Annotated in this window: 18 protein-coding genes and 1 pseudogene; 10 read left to right on the forward strand and 9 right to left on the reverse strand. The window is 40.8% G+C overall.

Translation table 11 applies throughout. The annotated features are described in order from the left end of the window. Positions 1-91: 91 nt before the first annotated feature. Entirely contained in the window at positions 92-2,602 is a 2,511-nt protein-coding gene (locus tag J8L98_RS20295) for a TonB-dependent receptor (protein WP_210997938.1), read from the reverse strand. 155 nt (positions 2,603-2,757) lie between these two features. On the opposite strand from J8L98_RS20295, the gene J8L98_RS20300 reads away from it, so the two are divergent. Then, positions 2,758-3,282: a YaeQ family protein gene (locus tag J8L98_RS20300; protein ID WP_210997939.1), complete on the forward strand. Its 525-nt coding sequence runs from the start codon at positions 2,758-2,760 to the stop codon at positions 3,280-3,282. Between the two features lie 23 nt (positions 3,283-3,305). Here J8L98_RS20300 and yfaE read toward each other — a convergent pair whose 3' ends face one another. The 5 genes from yfaE to ubiG form a co-directional block, all read right to left on the reverse strand. Then, on the reverse strand, positions 3,306-3,578 hold the full coding sequence (gene yfaE, locus J8L98_RS20305) for a class I ribonucleotide reductase maintenance protein YfaE (protein ID WP_210997940.1): 273 nt from the start codon (positions 3,576-3,578) through the stop codon (positions 3,306-3,308). Next, the gene (gene nrdB, locus J8L98_RS20310; RefSeq protein WP_210997941.1) at positions 3,578-4,708 is read right to left on the reverse strand and encodes a class Ia ribonucleoside-diphosphate reductase subunit beta; all 1,131 of its coding nucleotides are present in this window, start codon (positions 4,706-4,708) and stop codon (positions 3,578-3,580) included. Before nrdB ends, yfaE begins: the two co-directional genes overlap by 1 nt. Positions 4,709-4,757: 49 nt before the next feature. Next, on the reverse strand, positions 4,758-7,043 hold the full coding sequence (gene nrdA, locus J8L98_RS20315; RefSeq protein WP_210997942.1) for a class 1a ribonucleoside-diphosphate reductase subunit alpha: 2,286 nt from the start codon (positions 7,041-7,043) through the stop codon (positions 4,758-4,760). A gap of 361 nt (positions 7,044-7,404) precedes the next feature. Further along, positions 7,405-8,052 (reverse strand): HAD-IA family hydrolase, encoded by a 648-nt coding sequence (locus J8L98_RS20320; RefSeq protein ID WP_210997943.1) that lies wholly within the window; start codon positions 8,050-8,052, stop codon positions 7,405-7,407. Further along, complete coding sequence (ubiG, locus tag J8L98_RS20325) at positions 8,049-8,759, reverse strand: bifunctional 2-polyprenyl-6-hydroxyphenol methylase/3-demethylubiquinol 3-O-methyltransferase UbiG (RefSeq protein WP_210997944.1); 711 nt, start codon at positions 8,757-8,759, stop codon at positions 8,049-8,051. The genes J8L98_RS20320 and ubiG overlap by 4 nt, the downstream gene beginning before the upstream one ends. Before the next feature lie 191 nt (positions 8,760-8,950). Between ubiG and gyrA the strand changes: the two genes are divergently transcribed. From gyrA to pyrF, 9 genes are all read left to right on the forward strand, one after another. Next, a complete protein-coding gene (gene gyrA, locus J8L98_RS20330; RefSeq protein ID WP_210997945.1) occupies positions 8,951-11,641 on the forward strand; it encodes a DNA gyrase subunit A in 2,691 nt (896 codons plus the stop codon). 68 nt (positions 11,642-11,709) lie between these two features. After that, the gene (serC, locus tag J8L98_RS20335; protein WP_210997946.1) at positions 11,710-12,792 is read left to right on the forward strand and encodes a 3-phosphoserine/phosphohydroxythreonine transaminase; all 1,083 of its coding nucleotides are present in this window, start codon (positions 11,710-11,712) and stop codon (positions 12,790-12,792) included. Next, on the forward strand, positions 12,792-14,072 hold the full coding sequence (gene aroA, locus J8L98_RS20340; protein ID WP_210997947.1) for a 3-phosphoshikimate 1-carboxyvinyltransferase: 1,281 nt from the start codon (positions 12,792-12,794) through the stop codon (positions 14,070-14,072). The genes serC and aroA overlap by 1 nt, the downstream gene beginning before the upstream one ends. 158 nt (positions 14,073-14,230) lie before the next feature. Continuing rightward, positions 14,231-14,944, forward strand: a complete 714-nt coding sequence (cmk, locus tag J8L98_RS20345; RefSeq protein ID WP_210997948.1) for a (d)CMP kinase — start codon at positions 14,231-14,233, stop codon at positions 14,942-14,944. Between the two features lie 94 nt (positions 14,945-15,038). After that, positions 15,039-16,706 carry a 30S ribosomal protein S1 gene (gene rpsA / locus J8L98_RS20350; RefSeq protein ID WP_192507312.1) on the forward strand — a complete coding sequence of 556 codons (1,668 nt, stop codon included), beginning with the start codon at positions 15,039-15,041 and terminating at the stop codon, positions 16,704-16,706. A gap of 60 nt (positions 16,707-16,766) precedes the next feature. Next, a complete protein-coding gene (ihfB, locus tag J8L98_RS20355) occupies positions 16,767-17,057 on the forward strand; it encodes an integration host factor subunit beta (RefSeq protein WP_192507313.1) in 291 nt (96 codons plus the stop codon). A gap of 27 nt (positions 17,058-17,084) precedes the next feature. Beyond that, positions 17,085-17,348: a LapA family protein gene (locus J8L98_RS20360; protein ID WP_210997949.1), complete on the forward strand. Its 264-nt coding sequence runs from the start codon at positions 17,085-17,087 to the stop codon at positions 17,346-17,348. A gap of 2 nt (positions 17,349-17,350) precedes the next feature. Further along, positions 17,351-18,487, forward strand: coding sequence for a lipopolysaccharide assembly protein LapB (locus J8L98_RS20365; RefSeq protein WP_210997950.1), 1,137 nt, complete (start codon positions 17,351-17,353; stop codon positions 18,485-18,487). Positions 18,488-18,564: 77 nt separating this feature from the next. Beyond that, positions 18,565-19,269, forward strand: a complete 705-nt coding sequence (pyrF, locus tag J8L98_RS20370) for an orotidine-5'-phosphate decarboxylase (protein WP_210997951.1) — start codon at positions 18,565-18,567, stop codon at positions 19,267-19,269. 140 nt (positions 19,270-19,409) lie between these two features. On the opposite strand, the gene J8L98_RS20375 is transcribed toward pyrF, so the two are convergent. The 3 genes and pseudogenes from J8L98_RS20375 to J8L98_RS20385 form a co-directional block, all read right to left on the reverse strand. After that, a complete protein-coding gene (locus J8L98_RS20375) occupies positions 19,410-20,474 on the reverse strand; it encodes a metallophosphoesterase (RefSeq protein WP_247682642.1) in 1,065 nt (354 codons plus the stop codon). 109 nt (positions 20,475-20,583) lie between these two features. After that, entirely contained in the window at positions 20,584-22,035 is a 1,452-nt protein-coding gene (gene sbcB, locus J8L98_RS20380) for an exodeoxyribonuclease I (protein WP_210997952.1), read from the reverse strand. Positions 22,036-22,324: 289 nt separating this feature from the next. After that, positions 22,325-22,498, reverse strand: a pseudogene (locus tag J8L98_RS20385) (IS3 family transposase); the annotation flags it as partial. Between the last annotated feature and the right edge of the window lie 368 nt (positions 22,499-22,866).

The following is a 22,866-nucleotide window of genomic DNA, read 5'->3' on the forward strand; positions in this document are numbered from 1 at the left end:
TTAACGTTGAAAGTGTAAGAAGGGGGAAGGGAAAATATTGAAGAAAAAATGGAACCAAAACTATGTTTGGTTCCATTTTCCGAAGCGCGAATTAAAAGTAGGCGCGTAAGCCTAATTTTAAGTTTCTACCCGGTAAAGGGGCTTGTTCTTTTATGAAGGAGCTATGTACAAAGCCAAGTTCATTGGTCAAGTTGTCAATATTAGCGTAGCCAACAAAGTCGATACCCTGTGCCGAGAAATCATACTGAAAGCTTGTATCTACCAATGTATAACCATTAGTTTTACTCTCATAAGCAGCAATATCTGATTGGCTATTATAACGTGTTATTGTCATATTTGCTTTCCAACCTGCATGCTCATATTCATATTTCACGCCAAGCTTATTACTTGGGATCCGAGGTAGATATTGGTCATTGTCTAATTTAGCTGTTAGCGTGTCAGCGAATACTTTCACACGGTTTTTATCATTGATCCGATAATGTGCATCTAGCTCAACACCATAAAGTTCAGCATCATCACTGGCAAACTTAAATACTGGTAATGCGCCTTCATGGAAATGATCTGCGTTTTCAATACCATGTTCAGAGGTAAACATTAACCCTGTATTTTGTTGATAGTAATAATTAGCAACGTCATTATAGAAAACGTTAATGGTATAGCCAAAATCACCAATAAAACGACGTACGCTGAAATCAATATTAGTGGCCGTTTCTTGCGCAATTTCTTGCGGTTCGAAGTGCACTTCACCATCTTCAATTACATAGCCAAGGCCTAGCTCGTAAGTACGAGTAGCAATATGGGTACCATTTGACAATAGTTCGGCCGTTAGGGGAGCTCGCTCAGAACGAGAAACATTAAATGCGACGTTATGCCCTTCTGTAAAATTGTAAACACCACCAATTGAAGCACTGATATTTGTCATGTCTAATTGATAAGCCACTGATTCATATTCTTTGTGGTCGTCGTGATCATCATGTCCGTGGTCGTCGTGATCATCATCACCGTGGTCGTCATGATCATCGTGATGCGCTTCAGTTGTTACTAAGCTAGATAGCTGAAAATCTTCAATACGCGCACCAAGCTCTAGCGTAAAATCACCAAACGTGCGTTCTTCAAGTAAAAACAGCGCATGAGATTTTGTTTCTGTTGCTGGAGTAAATGCTTCGGCACCATCAGCTTTATAGTCGCTATCTGCGTAATGGTATCCTACAATACCGTGCCATTCACCGATACGATGTTCTATGCCGGTGCGTAACTCTGTGGTTTTGTTTTTGAATGTTGTGCCAATACTGCCATGCTCAATCTCGCTATGCTCATAGTCCGTATAACCCGCTCTTACATTAATTGATTCAATCCATTCGTTATGAAGAGAGTAGTTAAAGAGAGCTTGCCAACGGTCTTGTTTTACACGAGCAAATACACCTTGTTCAGCGCTTTCATCTGCATGATCATCTTCACCTTCATGCTCGTCATGTTCATGGCCTTCATGGTCATGTTCATCATGGTCATGGCCTTCATGACTATGGGCAGGAATACCGTAATCTGTATCAATTCGACCGAAGCTTAAACCCAGTGTTAAATGTTCATTTACGTAACTAGTACCAAAATTAACTTGCTGAGAATCTATAAAAGTATTATCTACCTTTTTAGCCGTTTCAGGTGACTCATTGTGATCATCATGCTCACCCTCGTGCCCGTGATCATCATGTGCGTCATGATCATCTTCGCCATGCTCGTCGTGTTCTTCATGCGGTAAGTTAAACTCAGGCGTGTCATAATCACCACCTTTGCGGCTTACGCCGTCAAAATGGAAATTAAAACCGTCAGATCCAGTTTCAAGCATTGCAGCATAGGTATTGGTATTAGATACCGTATCGTGGCTATACTCAGCGGCGCCAGACAATGACTCTATAATGTCAGTAGGAATACGATTATCGACCACATTTACAACGCCACCAATCGCGCCTGAGCCATATAACAATGTTGCTGGCCCACGAAGCACTTCAATTTGTTGTGCGGATAGACTGTCGTTTGTATTTGCGTGGTCAGGGCCAACGCGAGATGCATCACTGCTGTCTAATCCGTTTTGAGTAATTTTGACACGAGGACCGTCTAAGCCTCGAATAATAGGGCTCGAAGAAACAGGACCAAAGTAGCTTGCATTGATGCCAGGTTGACCTTTCAGCGTTTCCCCAAGAGTTGGCTTGGCTGCGTTTTTCAATTCGTCACCAGCTAATACTGTCACTGGAGACGCCATTTCAACATTATTTTTGTGTAACGCAGATGCATAAACAACCATACTTTCAACAGCACTAGGCTTTAGTACGACGGTGACATAAGCGTTATCGGTTGTTACGGGTAAGCGTTCATCTAAATAATTGTTTTTGGTGATATGAAGTTGTGAGTCGGCATCGACATTAATTGTAAATTGGCCGTTTTTATCAGTAGTTACTGACTGGCTTTTACCATGTAAGTGTACTTTTGCTCCACTTACTGGCTGATTGTTATTGTCGAGTATTTTACCTTTTACATCTGCGGCAAATACGTTGCTTGAGAAAAGTGCAGTAACAATTGCACTGCTGATAAGAGACTGCTTCATCATAATTTATTAGACACTAACGTTGAGGTTGAATTAATTCGTGACAATATAACACCACATAATTGGCAGTTCAATGATGTTATACTATAACCTCAAATATTTTTGCTAAAATCGACACAAAGTCTATAGTTAGAGCGTGACAGAGTAGGGAGATTAACATGATCAAACCTTTTGTTTTTAAAGCGCGCGTTAATGTAGCTGACTTATTTCATCATGCCAATCACCAAGAAGTGTTTACGACTGCGTTACAAAAGTCTGAATCTCTTGAGCATTTTGTACTTAAAATAGTAGGATTGTGCGCGATATCTTATGATCAAAAAGCAAATTTAAACGCCAACTCAGACAAACAAAAGCCGGATGTATGGCTGGAAGATGATACTGGCTATATTACCGTGGCTTTGTATGCAAATACCTTGGAGTTCGATGAGATCATACGACTCGCTAAATTGTTTGGTAAATTGGTGATTTTAATAAAAGAAAATGATGTGTGGTTTGATGAGGTGTCGCAAAGATTACATTTGATAGATAATTTAAGTGTTTTTTCTCTTGAAGCACAGTTTGTAGATGCATTAAGTGATGCATTAAGTCGCAGCTTGCATTGGGATGTGGTGATTGAACAAAATCAACTGAGCATTAGTGATAAGCATGAATACTATGAAACCAGTGTTGCTCAACTGCTCTAAAACCCGCTAGGGGCAACTTGTTTCTATAGCAGCGTAATTTTAATGTTAGAGAGGGGGCGAGAGCAGCATAGTAATATCTCTCCTTCTCGTACAAAAGCGAGAGGCTCTTGATTATAGGTGATTTTCCCCTCATTGAGCTGTGCTCTGCACGCCCCACAAAACCCTTCACGACATTGATATGGTACATCTATATTTGCAGCTTCCAATGTATGTAATAGAGTTGGGGAATGAGCCACAAATTCAAGTGGCTCATCGTGATCTGTTATCGATATCACAGGGTAGGGTTTTTCAACCATTACAAGTCAAAATCACCGAAGTCAGAGGCATCAACCTTTGAGTCTATTTGTCCAACAAGATAGGAGCTAATTTCAGCTTCTTGTGGTGCAACTTGGACATTATCTGAAATTAACCACGCATTGATCCAAGGGATTGGGTTAGATTTTTTTTCAAATTGTGTTGGTAAGCCGACGGCAGTCATACGTGTATTAGTGATGTACTCGACATACTGGCATAAAATATCTTTATTTAGGCCAATCATTGAGCCATCTTTAAATAAGTACTCAGCCCATTCTTTTTCTTGCTCAGCAGCTTCTACAAACATCGCGATTGCTTCGTCTTTACATTGTGCAGCGACGATTGCCATTTCAGGGTCGTCCTTGCCTTCTTGCATAATGTTGAGCATATGTTGTGTACCAGATAAATGGAGTGCTTCATCACGCGCAATTAACTTAATGATTTTTGCATTGCCTTCCATTAACTCACGTTCTGCAAAAGCAAACGAACACGCAAAGCTGACGTAAAAACGAATAGCTTCTAAGATATTTACCGACATGACGCAAAGGTAAAGTAGTTTTTTCAACTCGAATAAACTAATTACAACAGTTTTGCCATTGACCTCATGTTTACCCTCACCATACAAGTTAAATAGAGAGACTTGCTCAATCAAAGCATCATAATAACGCGTGACGGCATCAGCACGCTCATTAATTTTGTCGTTGCTGACAATGTCATCAAAAATAAGTTCAGGTGACTGCGTTACATTACGAATAATGTGCGTATATGAGCGACTATGAATTGTTTCGCTGAACGCCCATGTCTCAATCCAAGTTTCTAATTCAGGGATAGATACAATCGGCAATAGTGCAACGTTAGGAGAACGACCTTGGACACTATCTAATAGTGTTTGGTATTTCAAGTTACTTAAAAATATATGTTTTTCGTGTTCAGGCAGTGCCTGAAAATCTATTTTATCTTTACTCACATCGACTTCTTCTGGTCGCCAGAAAAAAGACAGTTGTTTTTCAATCAGCTTTTCAAAAATAGGGTACTTTTGTTGGTCATAACGAGAAACGTTTACAGTTTGGCCAAAAAACATTGGCTCCTGTAGTTGATCGTTGTGTTTTCTGCTAAACGTAGAATAGGACATAGTTAATACTCGATACTAAAGAGGGCGGGCCGAAAAGGCCCGCTAAAGCTTAAATTTTACACGCGCCGCCTTCACAGCCATCATCTTCAACTTCTGGTTTCATTTCATCATGAGCATCAGAAGCGCCATCACGGGTATTATGATAATAAAGCGTTTTTACCCCTAATTTGTATGCAGTAAGCAAATCTTTCAGCAGTAGTTTCATTGGAACTTTACCACCTTCAAATTTATTCGGGTCGTAGTTGGTGTTAGCAGAAATAGTTTGGTCAACAAATTTTTGCATAATACCAACGAGTGCAAGGTAGCCATCGTTAGACGGAATATCCCAAAGCAACTCATAGTTGTCTTTCAAGCGTTCATACTCTGGAACGACCTGCTTTAAAATGCCATCTTTACTTGCTTTGACACTGATATGACCCCGAGGTGGTTCAATACCATTGGTCGCATTTGATATTTGCGACGATGTTTCAGATGGCATTAAGGCTGATAGCGTTGAGTTACGCATACCATGTTCTTTAATGCTGGCACGTAGCGCGTCCCAATCAAGCTTTAATGCTTCATCACATACTTTGTCTAGATCACGCTTATAGGTGTCTATGGGCATAATGCCTTGAGAGTACGTGGTTTCATTAAATAATGGACATGCGCCGCGTTCTTTCGCCAAAGTATTTGATGCTTTCATTAAATAATATTGAATAGCTTCAAATGTTTGGTGTGTCAGGCCATTAGCACTGCCATCTGAATATTTTACACCGTTTTTAGCAAGGTAGTAAGCGTAGTTGATAACACCTATACCGAGTGTTCTTCTACCCATTGTCGCTGTATGCGCAGCCGGCACAGGGTAATCTTGGAAATCCAGTAAGTTGTCGAGTGCACGTACGGCCAAATCAGCAAGCTCATCAAGCTCGTCTAATGATTCGAGGGCGCCTAAGTTAAATGCCGACAGTGTACACAATGCAATTTCGCCTTCCGCATCATTTACATTGTTTAGTGGCTTTGTCGGTAATGCTATTTCTAGGCACAAATTAGACTGGCGAATAGGAGCAACTTTCGAATCGAACGGGCTATGCGTATTACAATGATCAACATTTTGCAGATAAATTCTGCCCGTGCTTGCGCGCTCTTGTGCAAACATAGAGAATAATTCGATGGCCTTTATACGTTTCTTACGAATAGATTCATCTTGCTCGTACTGCACATATAGTGATTCGAACTTGTCTTGATCTTCAAAAAATGCGTCGTATAAGCCCGGTACGTCTGAAGGACTAAATAGCGTGATGTAATCATCTTTAATCAAGCGGGCATACATAGTTTTGTTAAACTGTACGCCGTAGTCTAAATGGCGAACTCGGTTTTCTTCAACACCGCGGTTATTCTTTAGAACCAGTAAATTTTCTACTTCTAAATGCCAAAGTGGGTAGAACAATGTGGCAGCACCACCGCGTACACCACCTTGTGAGCAGCTTTTAACAGCAGTTTGGAAGTGCTTATAAAATGGAATACATCCAGTATGGTATGCCTCACCGTTGCGAATAGGGCTACCTAAAGCACGAATTCTACCTGCATTTATACCAATACCTGCACGTTGGCTCACGTACTTAACAATCGCGGACGAAGTCGCATTGATAGAATCTAAGCTATCACCACACTCAATGAGTACGCATGAACTAAACTGACGTGTTGGTGTACGTACACCCGCCATAATGGGGGTTGGTAATGATATCTTGAACAATGAAATTGCATCGTAAAAGCGTTTGATATAATCAATACGCGTTTCTTTTGGGTAATCAGAGAATAAGCTTGCGGCAACTAAGATATATAAGAACTGAGCGCTTTCATAGATTTCTCCGGTTACTCGGTTTTGTACTAAATATTTACCTTCGAGCTGCTTAACCGCGGCATAGCTAAAATTAAGATCTCGAGAATGATCTAAGTAAGCATCAAGCTCGTGTAATTCTGCTTCTGTATAATCAACCAATAAATGTTGATCATAGCGCTTGTCTTCGACCAATTTAGTAATGTGGTCATATAAGCGAGGTGGCTCAAATTGACCATACGCTTTTTTCCGAAGGTGGAATATGGCTAGTCTGGCAGCAAGGTATTGATAGTCAGGAGAGTCTTTATCAATTAAATCGGCAGCGGCTTTTATGATTGTTTCATGGATGTCTTCAGTGCGAATGCCATCATAAAACTGAATATGTGACTTAAGTTCAACTTGTGACACAGAAACATTATTTAGACCTTCCGCAGCCCACGTGATAACGCGGTGGATTTTATCTAAATCGAGCGGCTCTTTTCGGCCGTTTCTTTTACTGACAGATAGCTGTTGGTTCATAGTTGTGCCTGTATTCCTTCGGAATGTGTATTTTTATATTGATCGCTGAGACAACAATTGCTTAGCTTTTAACCACTATATATGGTGGGAGTGCCCCTGCGGATCACAAGATAGTGGGGTTATGGCAATTTTGCAATAGAACAACTTGCTCTCAATTGTGGATAACTTAGGGATAATTGCATTGTGTTAGTGTTCATTAACCTTTGAGGTTTTATACACTAAGCCGCCATGAAAAAATCAACTCAATGAAGACTATTTTTTTGTAAATTGAAAAAAAAAACTGACTGATTTTTTTATATGCAGCTAGGTATCAAAATACAGACAAAACACTACATATGGTGCTTTGTCTGATTTTATAATACTAAATGTGCTGAAGTAGTCCCACAGGGTTAGTAAGATTCAGATCCGCGGCCCACGACCGTGCAATTGTCTCACTAGGAACATATCCCCACAGTGCAGCAACAGGACGCATTTTAGCTGCCTTAGCTGCTTGTATGTCTCTTTCTGCGTCCCCAACGTAGTAACATCTTTCTGGGTTAACGTTTAATTGATGCGCTGCATGCAATAATGGTTTGGGGGATGGCTTTGCTTCTGAGAGCGTGTCTCCACACACAACAACACGGATGTTTTTGAGTTCATCTATTTTTTTCAGTAGCGGCAGCGTTAGGAAAGTTGGCTTGTTTGTCATAATTGCGATTTGTATATTTGCATCGTTGAGTGACTGTAGCAAAGTACTAATACCTTCAAAGCAATGACTATATACCGCTAAATTATTTGCGTAATAATCTAAAACATGTTGGCGCAGCTGTTCAACATCATAGTCCGTCAGCTTGTCACCGAACCCAACTTCTAGTAGCGCTTTAACGCCGTTAGAGATAGCTGGGCTATATGCTGCTTTACTGACTTCAGGTAAGCCATGCAACTTTAAAGTATGATTGAGTGCAGCACCTAAATCGTCACAAGTATTGAGTAATGTTCCATCTAAATCAAAAATGACAGCTTCTATCATGCTAATTTCTCAAAGTGGAGGATGTAATTAACACTTACATCGTCAGTTAACGTAAATGTTTTTGAGAGTGGGTTATAGTTAATTCCTGCACTGGCTCTTACTTTTAAGTCACACTGTTCAGCCCATTTAATCAGTGTGGAAGGGCGAATGAACTTATCATGGTCATGGGTGCCTTCTGGCACCATTTTCAATACTTTCTCTGCTCCAACAATGGCTAGCAGGTACGCTTTGGTGGTTTTATTGAGGGTTGAGAAAAAAACATGCGCGCCGGGTTTAGCCAGTGCTGCAACCGCTTTAATGATAGAAGCAGGATCGGGGACATGTTCTAACATTTCCATACAGGTAACGACATCGAACTGCTCGGGGTTTTGCTGTGCGAATGTTTCAGCAGGTATTTTTTGATAATTAACTTTAACACCCGCTTCTAAGCTATGCAGCTTTGCTACGTTTAATGGCTCTTGCCCCATATCAATGCCTGTGGCATTTGCACCAAGTTTGGCCATACTTTCAGTGAGTATGCCGCCACCACAGCCTACATCGAGTACAGTTTTCTCAAATAAACCTTGGCTTCGGTGACTGATAAAGTCTAGCCGTAATGGGTTTATGTCATGTAATGGTTTGAATTCGCCTTCTGTATCCCACCATTGCTGAGCAATGTCTTCAAATTTTGCTATTTCTTGTGGATCTACATTTTGATGTTCGGTCATAAAAAACTTCCTCGTTAATCTGAGCGCATTATAAGCAGGGTCAGATTAAAATCACTAAAATCTTGCGCCTGTAAATTATAAAAAAGTGTGTTAGCATAGCTATTCAGAAATTAATAATAACTCAATCTCTTTGTCATAAGTCTGACTAGTTTGACATAAAAGAGATAGACACTGAAGGAAAGTGGAATCGAATGACTGATCTCGCCAATGAAATCCTGCCAGTCAATATTGAAGATGAACTCAAAAATTCATACCTAGATTACGCAATGAGTGTAATTGTAGGGCGTGCATTACCTGACGTACGGGATGGGTTAAAGCCCGTTCACCGTCGTGTATTGTTCGCGATGAATGAGTTAAAAAATGACTGGAATAAGCCTTACAAAAAATCGGCTCGTGTAGTCGGTGATGTGATCGGTAAATATCACCCTCATGGTGACAGCGCAGTGTACGACACTATCGTACGTATGGCGCAACCATTTTCTCTGCGTTATATGTTGGTTGACGGCCAAGGTAACTTCGGTTCAGTCGACGGCGATTCAGCTGCTGCGATGCGTTATACCGAAGTACGTATGGCAAAAATATCTCATGAGTTGCTGGCTGATTTAGAAAAAGAAACCGTTGATTATGTTCCTAACTACGACGGAACAGAGCAAATTCCAGATGTACTACCAACTAAGGTCCCTAGCTTATTAGTGAATGGGTCTTCTGGTATTGCTGTTGGGATGGCGACCAATATTCCGCCACATAATTTGACTGAAGTTATTAACGGCTGTTTGGCGCTCATCCAAAACCCTGATTTGACTATTGAAGAACTGATTGATTATATCCCAGGGCCTGACTTTCCGACCGCTGCAATTATCAACGGTAAAAAAGGAATTGAACAAGCCTACAAGACGGGTCGCGGTAAAATTTATGTGCGAGCTCGTGCGGAAGTCGAAGTTGATGAGAAAACAGGCAAAGAAACAATTATTGTGCATGAGTTACCTTATCAGGTTAACAAAGCACGATTAATCGAAAAAATAGCTGAGCTGGTCAAAGACAAAAAAGTCGAAGGGATCAGCGCACTGCGTGACGAGTCTGATAAAGACGGGATGCGTGTTGTAATTGAAGTGAAACGAGGCGAAGTAGGAGAAGTTATTTTAAATAACTTATATTCGCAAACTCAGTTACAAACAGTATTTGGTATGAACATGGTTGCGTTGGATAATAACCAACCTAAGTGTTTTAACCTAAAAGAAATGCTAGATGCGTTTATCGTTCACAGACGAGAAGTTGTTACGCGTCGCACCGTATTTGATTTACGTAAGGCCAGAGATAGAGCGCATACGCTTGAAGGTCTTGCTATTGCGTTGGCTAATATTGACCCGATCATTGAATTGATCAGAAAGTCTCCAAGCCCTTCTGAAGCGAAGCAAGCTCTAATCGCACGTCCGTGGGAGTTAGGTTCAGTTAAATCAATGCTTGAAAAAGCAGGCGAAGATAATGTTGCACGCCCAGATTGGTTGGCTGCTGAGTTGGGTATTCGAGATGGCCAATATTATTTGTCAGAGCAACAGGCTCAAGCTATCTTAGATTTACGTTTACATAAACTGACAGGCTTAGAACACGAAAAAATCCTAGCTGAATATCAAGAACTGTTAGATGTCATTGCTGAACTACTATTTATTTTGTCTTCTCCTGAGCGTTTAATGGAAGTTATTCGTGATGAGTTAGTTCAAATTAAAGAAACCTACGGGGATGAGCGTCGTACAGAGATCAGTGCAGCAGCACACGATATTAGTCTAGAAGATCTTATCAATGAAGAAGATGTTGTGGTTACGCTGTCTCATGAAGGTTATGTGAAATATCAGCCGTTGTCAGATTATGAGGCCCAGCGTCGTGGTGGTAAAGGTAAAGCCGCGACTAAGATGAAAGATGAAGATTTCATAGAGCGTTTATTGGTTGCCAATACGCACGATACAATTCTATGTTTCTCGACATCAGGTCGTATGTACTGGCTTAAAGTGTATCAACTGCCACTGGCATCACGTACAGCACGCGGCAAACCAATTGTTAACCTATTGCCATTAGAAGCAGATGAGCGTATTACCACCATTCTCCCAGTACGCGAGTATGAGGAAGATAAATACGTATTGATGGCGACAGCAAATGGTACGGTTAAGAAAACACCATTAACAGCTTATAGTCGACAACGCGCAAGTGGCATCATTGCAATTAACTTAAATGAAGGCGATAACCTAATCGGAGCAGATATCACTGATGGCAGTAATGACATCATGTTATTTACTGATCATGGTAAAGTTGTTCGATTTAACGAAAAATTACGTGATTCTGAAACTGGTGAAGTGAAAGTCGACCCAGAAACCGGTGAAGAAATGCTGGCATTGCGCCCGATGGGTCGCACAGCGACGGGTGTTCGTGGTATAAAAATGCCGGACGGTGTTAAAGTTGTATCACTGATAGTACCTAAAAATGATGGCGCTGTATTAACAGTTACTGAAAATGGTTACGGTAAACGTACACCATTGGATGAGTATCCAGCGAAGAGTCGTGCAACACAAGGTGTTGTATCGATTAAAGTCAGTGATAGAAATGGCAGTGTTGTTGGTGCAGTACAAGTAGAAGACAACAATGAAATAATGTTAATCTCTAATCGAGGCACGTTGGTTCGTACTCGTGTTAGTGAGGTGTCTACTGTTGGTCGAAATACGCAAGGGGTTATTTTGATCCGAACAATTGAAGATGAGCAAGTAGTTGGTCTACAGCGCATTGAAGAAATTGAAGTTGATGACTTACCAGAAGGTGAGGCTGACGATGTGAATACAGAGAACACCGAAACGATTGAAAACACGCAAGTGAACGATGATTCACCGAGTGAATAAAGCAAACTAAAAAGCGGCCGTGGCCGCTTTTTTTATCTGTAATTATTGTTGTTTAGGAATGAGGAAAAATGACGGTATATAACTTTTGTGCAGGGCCAGCAATGTTGCCCCCTGAAGTAATGAAAAAAGCACAAGCAGAATTTTTAAATTGGCAAGGCTTAGGTGTATCGGTGATGGAAGTCAGTCACCGTGCAAAACCATTTCTAGCCATGGTTGAAGAGTGTGAAGCTTCTTTACGACGCTTAATGAATATTTCAGATGACTTTGAAGTATTGTTTATGCACGGCGGTGGTCGGGGGCAATTTGCCGCGGTCCCTCTGAATTTGCACCAAAGTGACGCGCCTGGTGTGTATATTGAAAATGGTATTTGGTCTAACGGTGCAACAAAAGAAGGTGCAAAGTTCACGCAAGTTGAATCGTTAAATATTCGCACCGATAATAATGGACAGTTTGATATACAACCTGTTACCCAATGGAACTTACCAGAACAGGCCTCTTTTATTCATTACTGTCCGAATGAAACAATCGATGGAATTGAAATATTTGACGTCCCGAAGCATAACAATGCGCCAATAGTCGCAGACATGTCGTCGATGATTTTGTCTCGTGAAATTAATGTTGATGACTTTGATTTGATTTATGCCGGTGCGCAAAAGAATATCGGTCCATCAGGTTTATGTATCGTTATTGTGCGCAAAACGCTTTTAGAAAGAGATGGGCTGCCTCGCCCAGCGATATTGGATTATGCAATTGAAGCCAAGCAAGGCAGTATGTATAACACCCCGCCGACGTTTGCATGGTACTTAGCTGCTGAAGTATTTAAGTATTTAGAGGCCAATGGTGGAGTGCCAAAAATGCAGGCACATAATCAAGAAAAAGCCGCGTTATTATACGATTATATTGATACGTCAGAATTTTATAGTAACAAGGTAGCTAAACACTGCCGCTCGTTAATGAATGTACCATTTTGGTTAAGAGATGATAGCTTAAATGCCTTGTTCTTGTCAGAAGCCGAGAAAGTAGGGTTAGTGGCACTTGAAGGGCATAGGCTTGTTGGTGGTATGAGGGCAAGTATTTATAACGCAATGCCAGTGGATGGGATCAAAGCGTTGATTGCTTTTATGGAGAAGTTTGCAAAGGAGCATAATTAATGGAACAGTTAACATTAAAACCGATATCTAAAGTATCTGGCTCAATCACTTTGCCTGGTTCTAAAAGCCTATCAAACCGGATATTGTTATTGGCTGCACTTGCCGAAGGGACAACTGAGGTACATAACTTACTAGATAGCGATGATATTCGCCATATGCTAGGTGCATTGGCGCAAATGGGGGTCTCGGTCACTTTAAACGCAGACAAAACAGTAGCGACTGTACATGGCTGTGCTGGGCAATTAAAAACGCCTGAGGAAGTATTATTTCTCGGTAATGCGGGAACAGCGTATCGTCCATTAACAGCAGTGTTAGCGGCAACACCTGGGCGATTTGAACTTATTGGTGAGCCTCGAATGGAAGAGCGACCAATTGGCCATTTGGTTGACGCGATGACAACCTTAGGTGCAAATATTCAATATTTGAAAAGCACTGATTACCCACCATTATTAATTGAAGGTAAAAAAATAACGGGTGGACAAGTCGACATCGATGGCAGTATTTCAAGCCAGTTTTTGACAGCATTATTAATGGCTGCACCATTATTTACCGGCGATACCCACATTCGTATTAAAGGTGAGTTAGTATCTAAACCTTATATTGATATAACAATTGGTGTAATGGCTCAATTTGGTGTCGAGGTTGTTAATGACAACTACCAATCATTTACAGTTAAGGGCTTGCAGCAATATAAATCACCCGATCGCATTATGGTTGAAGGAGATGCTTCTTCAGCATCCTATTTTATTGCTGCTGCAGCGATATCTGGCGGTGAAATAGAGATCAATGGTGTTGGTAAACAAAGCGTACAAGGAGATATCGGTTTTGCGAACGTTATGGAGCAGGTTGGCGCTAACGTTGAATGGTTTGATGAAAAGCTTATCGTGCGCAAAGGGAAGTTAACAGGCGTTGATATTGATGCTAACGCAATTCCTGATGCGGCAATGACCTTAGCGACCGTAGCATTGTTTGCCAAAGGGCCAACGGCTATTCGTAACATATATAATTGGCGAGTAAAAGAAACAGATCGCTTAGCGGCGATGGCAACGGAATTACGTAAGGTGGGTGCACAGGTGACTGAGGGGCATGATTTCATTGAAATAACCCCTCCAACAACGATAAAGTTGACTGATATAGACACATACAATGATCATAGAATTGCTATGTGTTTTGCGATGGTTGCTGTTGGTGGTCATGAAATCATTATTAACGATCCTGGCTGTACGGCAAAAACATTTCCGACATTTTTTAATGTGTTAGAGTCAATTTCAACATATTAATTCAACCTGTATAAATAATAGAGCCGGCATATTATGGCTCTATTATTTATTGATTTAGTACCTATTTAACAAAAAGTTACAGGTAAGTAAGGATATATTCATTAAACTTGCGTATAATGCACGCGGTAAATTTCAGGTGAGCATTTCAGGAGGTTTAAATGCAGGCATCTATGCCAGTTATCACCGTAGACGGCCCAAGTGGATCAGGCAAAGGAACAGTTTGTCGCTTGTTAGCTGAAAAACTAAATTGGGAAGTACTAGATAGTGGAGCAATTTATCGAGTTCTTTCTTTGGCGGCGTTGCACCATCAAATAGCGCTAGACAACGAAGAAGCACTAGTACCATTAGCTGCCAATTTAGATGTACAATTTTTGATTGACCCTGTTTCTAAAAATGGCAGGGTCATTTTGGAAGGAGAAGATGTTACCACTACGATTCGTAATGAAGATGTAGGGGCTGCGGCTTCGAAAGTAGCAGCGCTTCCTCGAGTACGAGAGGCATTGTTACGCAGGCAACGTGCATTTAGAACTGAAGCAGGGTTGATTGCAGATGGTCGAGATATGGGAACGGTTATTTTTCCAGATGCTCAAATTAAACTATATTTAACTGCCAGTGCAGAAGAACGAGCTCACCGCCGATTCTTAGAGTTGAATGGGCGGGGACTAGATGTTACACTAAGTGGTCTGCTAGAGGACATAAAGGCTCGCGATGAACGCGATATGAATCGTAAAGTTGCGCCTTTGGTTCCAGCATCAGACGCGATTACAATTGATACCAGTGAGCTTAATGCAGAACAGGTGTTTGCAGTTGTAATGAAAGTTCTAGAGGAGTCGGTACTTGCCGGTAAACTAGAAAAGTCGCGTTTAACCTAATTTATCAATGCATTGGCAGGAAGCTGATGTTTATTTAACTACCCCATGCAGCATGGTTGCTAATTGGAATATTACTTTATGAGACGTATTTAGTATGTCAGAAAATTTTGCGCAGTTATTTGAAGAAAGCCTAAAGGGTTTTGAAGCAGAGCAAGGCTCTATTGTTAAAGGTACTGTTATTTCAATCGAGAACAACATTGTTCTTGTTGATGCTGGTTTAAAATCAGAAAGTGCTATCCCTGCGGAGCAATTCAAAAATGCTGCTGGTGAACTTGAAGTTGCTGTTGGCGACGAAGTAGATGTAGCGCTAGACGCAATCGAAGACGGTTTCGGTGAGACTATCCTTTCTCGTGAGAAAGCGAAGCGTCACGAAGCTTGGATCCGTCTTGAAAAAGCATGTGAAGAGCAAGAAACAGTTATCGGTATGATCAACGGTAAAGTTAAAGGCGGTTTCACTGTTGAAGTTGACACGATTCGTGCGTTCCTACCTGGTTCACTTGTTGATGTTCGTCCTGTACGTGACACAGCACACCTTGAAGGTAAAGAGCTTGAGTTTAAAGTAATCAAGCTTGATCAAAAGCGCAACAACGTAGTTGTTTCACGTCGTGCAGTTATCGAATCAGAGAACTCACAAGAGCGTGAAGAGCTTCTTGCAAACCTTGTAGAAGGTCAAGAAGTTAAAGGTATCGTTAAGAACCTTACTGACTACGGTGCGTTCGTTGACCTTGGTGGTGTAGATGGTCTACTACACATCACTGATATGGCGTGGAAGCGTGTTAAGCACCCTTCAGAAATCGTTAATGTTGGCGACGAAATCGCAGTTAAAGTACTTAAGTTCGACAAAGAGAAAACTCGTGTTTCTCTAGGTCTTAAGCAGCTTGGCGAAGATCCATGGGCAGCTATCGCTGGCCGTTACCCAGAGGGTGCTAAGCTTTCTGGTCGTGTAACTAACCTTACTGACTACGGTTGTTTCGTTGAAATCGAAGAAGGTGTTGAAGGTCTAGTACACGTATCTGAAATGGATTGGACTAATAAGAACATCCACCCTTCAAAAGTTGTTAGCCTTGGCGACAGCGTTGAAGTAATGGTTCTTGAAATCGACGAAGAACGTCGTCGTATCTCTCTAGGTCTTAAGCAATGTATTGCTAACCCTTGGCAAGAATTTGCTCGTCTTCAAAACAAAGGCGATCAAGTTACTGGTAAGATCAAGTCAATCACTGACTTTGGTATCTTCATTGGTCTTGACGGTGGTATTGACGGTCTTGTTCACCTTTCTGACATCTCTTGGAACACTCCAGGCGAAGAAGCGGTACGTGAGTACAAGAAAGGCGACGAAATCACTGCAATCGTATTGCAAGTTGACCCAGAGCGCGAACGTATCTCTCTTGGCGTTAAGCAAATCGAAGCTGACCCATTCAATAACTACCTAGACGTAAACAAAAAAGGTGCTATTGTTAAAGGTAAAGTGACTGAAGTTGACGCTAAAGGCGCAACTGTTGAGCTTATCGAAGGTGTTGAAGGTTACATCCGTGTAGCTGACATCGCTCAAGAGCGTATCGAAGATGCAACGACTGTTGTTTCTGCTGGTGACGAGATTGAAGCTAAATTTGTTGGTGTTGATCGTAAGAACCGTACTATCAGCCTTTCAGTTAAAGCTATGTTCGAAGCTGAAGAGAAAGAAGTTCTTGAGAAGTTGAAGAAAGAAGAGCCTGCGTTCGAAAACGCAATGGCAGCAGCTTTCAAAAACGCTCAAAAAGACTAATAATTAAGTCTTATCAGGAAGGGCGCTTTAGCCCTTCCTTTTTATATTAAAGGAAACACTATGACAAAGTCAGAATTGATAGAACAACTTGCCGAGCAACACGCACATGTTCCTGTGAAAGATGTGGAAAATGCTGTGAAAGAAATTCTTGAACAAATGGCAGGTTCATTATCATGCTCCGATCGTATTGAAATTCGTGGTTTTGGTAGTTTCTCGTTACACTTCCGTTCTCCACGCACAGGCCGTAACCCTAAAACAGGTGATACAGTTGAGCTAGACGGCAAATACGTACCACATTTTAAACCTGGTAAAGAGTTACGTGATCGCGTAAATGCCAGTATAATTGACTAAAATAGCGATACATTGATGGAGTAGCACTTGGTTAAGGTAGTACAAAAAGGATTCGTTTTAGCATTCATAATATTAGCGTTTGTAATAGGTACACAAAACCCCGAAGTGGTTAACGTTAATTATTTAATTGCGACTAGCCAATTACCTTTAGCGACTTTAATGAGTGTTTGTTTTTTCATTGGTGTGCTTATTGGATGTATGGTGAGCGTAAAGGTTTTTTCCCAGTTGAAATGGCAAAATTATCGGCTGAAAAAAAGTAACCGCCAATTGTCACCTGACACTGAACGCTGACCATGATTGAGCTGTTGTTCTTACTGCTCCCAGTCGCAGCCGCATATGGTTATGTTATGGGAAAGAATAGTGCTAAAAATCAAGCCCATGAACAAAACCGTCAAATTACATCACAATATAGTAAAGGCCTTAAATTCCTTCTTGATAGAGAGGAAGATCAAGGTTTAGAACATTTGATACAACTCCTCGAAGTTTCCGCTGATTCTGTAGAACACTACCTTACGCTTGCTACGCTTTTCAGAAAAAGAGGGGAACTTGATCGCGCAATTAAAATACATGAGTTACTGCTGAATCAACCAAATTTGAGTCATGTTGACATTGACTCTTGTCGATTAGAATTAGCAAAAGACTATATTTTGGCCGGGCTTCTAGATAGCGCCGAAGAACACCTTATTGTTCTGGTTAAAAACTCAAATAAAGATGCTCTAGAACCAATTATCAATTTATATTCCCAAATGCGAGAATGGCATAAGGGCGTTAGTATGTATGAGGCATATAGTGAACTATTTACTAAGCCACAACATTGTGCAGCAGTCGCAAACTTTTATTGTGAAGCCGCGTTAGCGGACAAAACCCCCAAACTCATGGAAAAAACAACGGCTTTAGCGCATAAAACAATTCGGCCATTATATGAGCTAGGCAAAGATGCATTTGAACAGCAAGATTACGTTAAAGCCATATATTATTGGCGAAAGCTGATATGCAATTTTACTCACACAGCCCCTATTTATATCGCGCAGCTTGAGCAGAGTTATGCTGAGCTGAATTTAATGAATCAATTTAATGAATTGATTATTGAGTTACTGCCAAAAGGCGGTGTGTTGATACGGATTAAGCATTGCCAAGCTTTATTAACAGATGGGCAGCAGCAGCAAGCTATTGAGTTTTTAACCGATAGTTTAAAACGTGAACCATCTATTCGAGGGTTTAGCTTTTTGTTGCAGTTACTTGGTAATAGTAATACACGAATTCAAACAGTTCTGGCAGAAATAGATAAATTGGTACAATCGTATATTGCGACTAAGGCAGAGTATCAATGTCGGCACTGTGGTTTTACAAGTCATACGCTTTATTGGATTTGTCCGTCGTGCAAACATTGGGAATCAATTGCACCGAGCAAAGGATTAGACGGTTACTAATATGTGTTTACACTAACATAAACACACCTTTTAATAATAATGCTATTTCTGAAATTTAGGTCACACTTAGGAATATTATGTCCCAAATAGATTCAAAAAAAGTGCTTATAGCACTAGATTACGATAACGAGCAAGCGGCATTAAATTTTGTTAAACAGCTTTCCCCTAGTGAGTGTCGGCTTAAGGTAGGAAAAGAAATGTTCACCTACTTTGGCCCCCAATTTGTTAAACAACTCGTTGATTTAGGGTTTGACGTATTTCTAGATCTGAAATTTCATGATATTCCCAATACTGTTGCAAAAGCCGTTGCTGCAGCCGCTGAATTAGGTGTGTGGATGGTTAACGTTCATGCCAGTGGTGGACTTGAAATGATGCAAAAAGCCAAGCAGGCACTGGAAAAGTATGGTGAAAAAGCTCCACTGCTGATTGCTGTGACGGTTTTAACAAGCATGGACCAAGCGCAGTTACTGCGTTTAGGCATTGAAAAAACACCACAAGATCAGGTTGTTTACTTAGCTAAACTTGCTCAAGAAGCAGGGTTAGATGGGGTTGTGTGCTCGGCGCAAGAAGCAAAAACGCTTAAGATGTCACTGGGCGGTGAGTTTAAACTGATCACACCAGGTATTAGGCCTTTAGGCAGCGATGCTGGGGATCAAAAACGCATTATGACCCCGCAAAAGGCCATTGCCGCAGGCAGTGATTATTTGGTTATTGGTCGTCCAATAACACAGGCAGATGATCCGGTTAAAACATTAGCAGAGATCAATGCGTCAATAGCTTAACGATTTAGATAAATCGTTAAGTATTAAAAGCAGCCATAGGCTGCTTTTTTTATGTAATTTTTTCGCTAAGTCATGTAGTTAAGTTACTATGACAGATAGAAACAAAGCGCTATAAACTCATGCGCTCAAATTCAGAGGGGTTACTCAACCAAAAGCTCAACATCGCCATTATATTTTCCGCGAAAGAGCGCGTTATTTTTGAATAATAACAGTTCACCTTGTTTGCCATGTTTTATGCTGCTATCGATGGCAATGACTTTATTATCGGCAATTGCTTTAACTTTTGATTGTGAGGTGTGGCCAACAACAATGTGCTCTACTTGATAATAGTCAAGTAATGTCGTCAGTTCTTTGTCAGTTATGTTGTTGAAATACCCTCTGTACCAAATTGGTCCATTTCGACCAAATAACCGTTTGGCAAATTGAGGCCGCTCTTTATTAACCAGGTATTGAGAAAATACAGCGTTAATTTTAGCGATAGAAACCTTGTCATGTGCAAAACTAGCAGGCAAACCACCATGCATGAATAATGCGTTATTTAGCTTCAAGATAACATTTTTGCTGCGGAGCCATTGCCCTAACACCGTGTTACTTGCATACAGTAAGTCGATGTCTCGGCCTAATAGCTGCTCAGTTTTTACATATTTCTCATGTAAGTACCTATCATCATTGTTTAACACCATCACTTCATGGTTACCCAACAACAAATGCAGTTGCCCATTTGCCTTTTTCGCTTGAGTTTCTAAATCGTACAAAAACCAAAGGATATCTGTCACATCCGGTCCTCGATCAAATATATCACCGGTAATAATTAAGTGGCCTGCGCCAAACGCCCATTGGTTTTTACTATCAACGATGTTGTGATTGACAAGTAGGGTTTTCAACACTGAAAATTGCCCGTGTACATCACTGAGTGCCGCATACTTTTTGATGTTACTAAAAATCGCAGGCTGTTTTGAAGAGGGGGTTTGTAGCTGCGTGTCTAATGTCATTCCACATTGGTTGAACGTTAACTCTTTTGTTAATTTACGTGTTTGTAAACTCATTTGATTGTTACAAACCCATTCAACTTGCATGGTTTTATTATTGAGCGTGACATAAGGTCCGTCAGAAAAAGCGGCAAGGCTTTGGCAACTTACGCAGATGAGCAACAGTAACATGATATGTTTTATTATTGAGATTGGAGCTGAGGGAAAATGGCGCATGATGTCCTTATTTAGTTTATTAATATTATGAGTAAAAAGCTTATTTAGGCAAAGCGTGAAAGCTGTTGAGGTGTCAGCTTTCACATGAGTACAAGTTTACACCGTAAATTTATAGGCTCTGCGCATAGTGATAAAGGGCTTTAAGTATGTTTAAGTTTCTTTCATTGCCTTCATTTTCGTGAACCAAATTTTCAAGGGTTAACATAAAATCTTCAGCCGAAATAGAAGGGTTGTCTTCACCATGCATGAGCTTGTTTTGGCAATACTTACGCCAAGCATCAAGATCGTTAGGGGTTAATGACTCAGGCCAGTTTCTGGCGCGATATCTAAATAACATGGTGGTAAACTTAGGATCTTCAAATTCAATATTAAGTTCACTCAGCGTGTCAGGGCGTGAATCACGTACAACCGCAAATTTGGCTTTGTCAGCCTTGCTAATAAAACCATTATATAATTGATAATCAGGGTTGGTTGTTGCGCTAAAGTCGGCTGGGTCATTAAAAACCTCAGCCACTTTATCTCGCAGTTCAGGGTGAGCTTTTAATATTTTTAGGTGCTCAAGGCATTGTTCACGGTCAATGCCTAAGCGAGCCGCGTTTTCAGGCAGCAGTGTTTTTGCTGGTGCGAGAATAGGGCACTTGTTTACGTGAACTAACTTTAGTCCAACAGGTAAATCACCTTCAGCCATATCGCTGCGTTTGGTATACAATCGTTCTCGTAATTCTTCAACCGATAAATCAAGTAATACTTGCGGGTTTTCAGTTAAATTAAAGCAGACGATGGCATTTTTATTACTCGGGTGGAAACTCATCGGGGCAACCCACGTGGTACACCCTTGTGTTGCAGGAATTCGAGAGGAGGTATGCACTAGTGGCTGCATGTTAAATACATCGATGATGTCGAGTAGCGCTTTCTTATTTTTAAGACTGAAGAAAAAGTTAAACAACTTAGGCTGTTTAGTTTTGATCAGTTTCGCTAAGTCGATGGTGGCAGTTACATCACTTAATGCATCGTGTGCAGCGCCATGTTCAATGCCATTGGCAACGGTTAGGTGCTCAAGTTTGAAGCTAGGCGTACCATCTTCTTTTAGTGGCCATTCAATGCCTTCAGGGCGCAGTGCATAACAGGCACGTACTAAATCAATAATATCCCAGCGGCTGTTTCCATTTTGCCACTCCCGTTCGTACGGGTCATAAAAATTTCGATACAGGCTATAACGCGTGACTTCATCATCAAAACGAATACTATTGTAGCCCGCCACACAGGTACTCGGTTGGCTAAATTGTGCATGGATTTTTGCCATAAACTCGGCTTCAATTAAGCCATGTTTTTGCGCATGTTGCGGAGTGATCCCCGTTATCAAACAGGCTTCAGGGTGAGGCAAATAATCAGGCGCAGGTTTGCAATATTCAATGAGTGGTTCACCAATGATGTTGAGGTCGTAGTCGGTGCGAATTCCTGCAAATTGGCTCGGCCTGTCTTTTTGTGGTGTCGCACCAAAAGTCTCATAGTCGTGCCAATAGATACTTGGTGTATTCTCGTTGTTTTTCTGGTTTTCCATTAGTATCTATTTACCTTTAATATCAGCTGTTTAATCTCATTTGGTGTGTGTGGTGTGCTTTTTATGTTTCTATTCATTATCATGTTGTGTGTATATCGAAAACATCATAGTGTGTATATCCTGTAGCTTATGATTAGTGATACAAAATTACGTAGTTTGTTAAACAAACCCAATGAACCACTTATATTATCTCACAGAGATGGCCTATGCGTAAAACGTAATAGAAATAGCCGTTTACTTTCGCTGTATCGTTACTGTTGTTGATAAACAACTGTTCTGCACAACTAATTTAGGACACTTTTCTTAAGGAATTTTGCTCATACTCTACATGCGGCAGATCACCATTAGCTGTATGAAGTCGTTCTAAGTTGTAATAGGGCATATACGCCATTACATCATTTCTCATATGTTCACGTGTTGGCTGTGGTATTGTCAGCAACAAATTGTGTTTTAAACTGCCAAAAAGCGTTCAAAAACAGCATTGATGCTCCTATGTCAAGGTCAAGTTAGTTTTGATAAATCAGAAACAATAATGGGATACTTCTAAACACTCTAACCCTAGACTACACAGCATTGAGGTGGTGGATTAGTCACGCGCTCTGAGTGCTGAGCAATATCATTTTTGTATGCTTTTTGAGTATGCAGCTCATATTTCAAATTTAAATTTATGAAATCGGCGATATGCTTGTGATATTCTTCGGGAGCTGGCTTAATTTTTGAATGGGTGTCAATCATAGGTTTCTACTAAGCGGGTAGGCTACCCGAATAATGCGAAAGAAAAGCTTCGAACTGAAATACAGGCACTATACGATGCTGATTGTTCTCACTGGT

Source organism: Pseudoalteromonas sp. MMG013 (assembly GCF_018100885.1).
Taxonomy (GTDB): Bacteria; Pseudomonadota; Gammaproteobacteria; order Enterobacterales; family Alteromonadaceae; genus Pseudoalteromonas; species Pseudoalteromonas aurantia.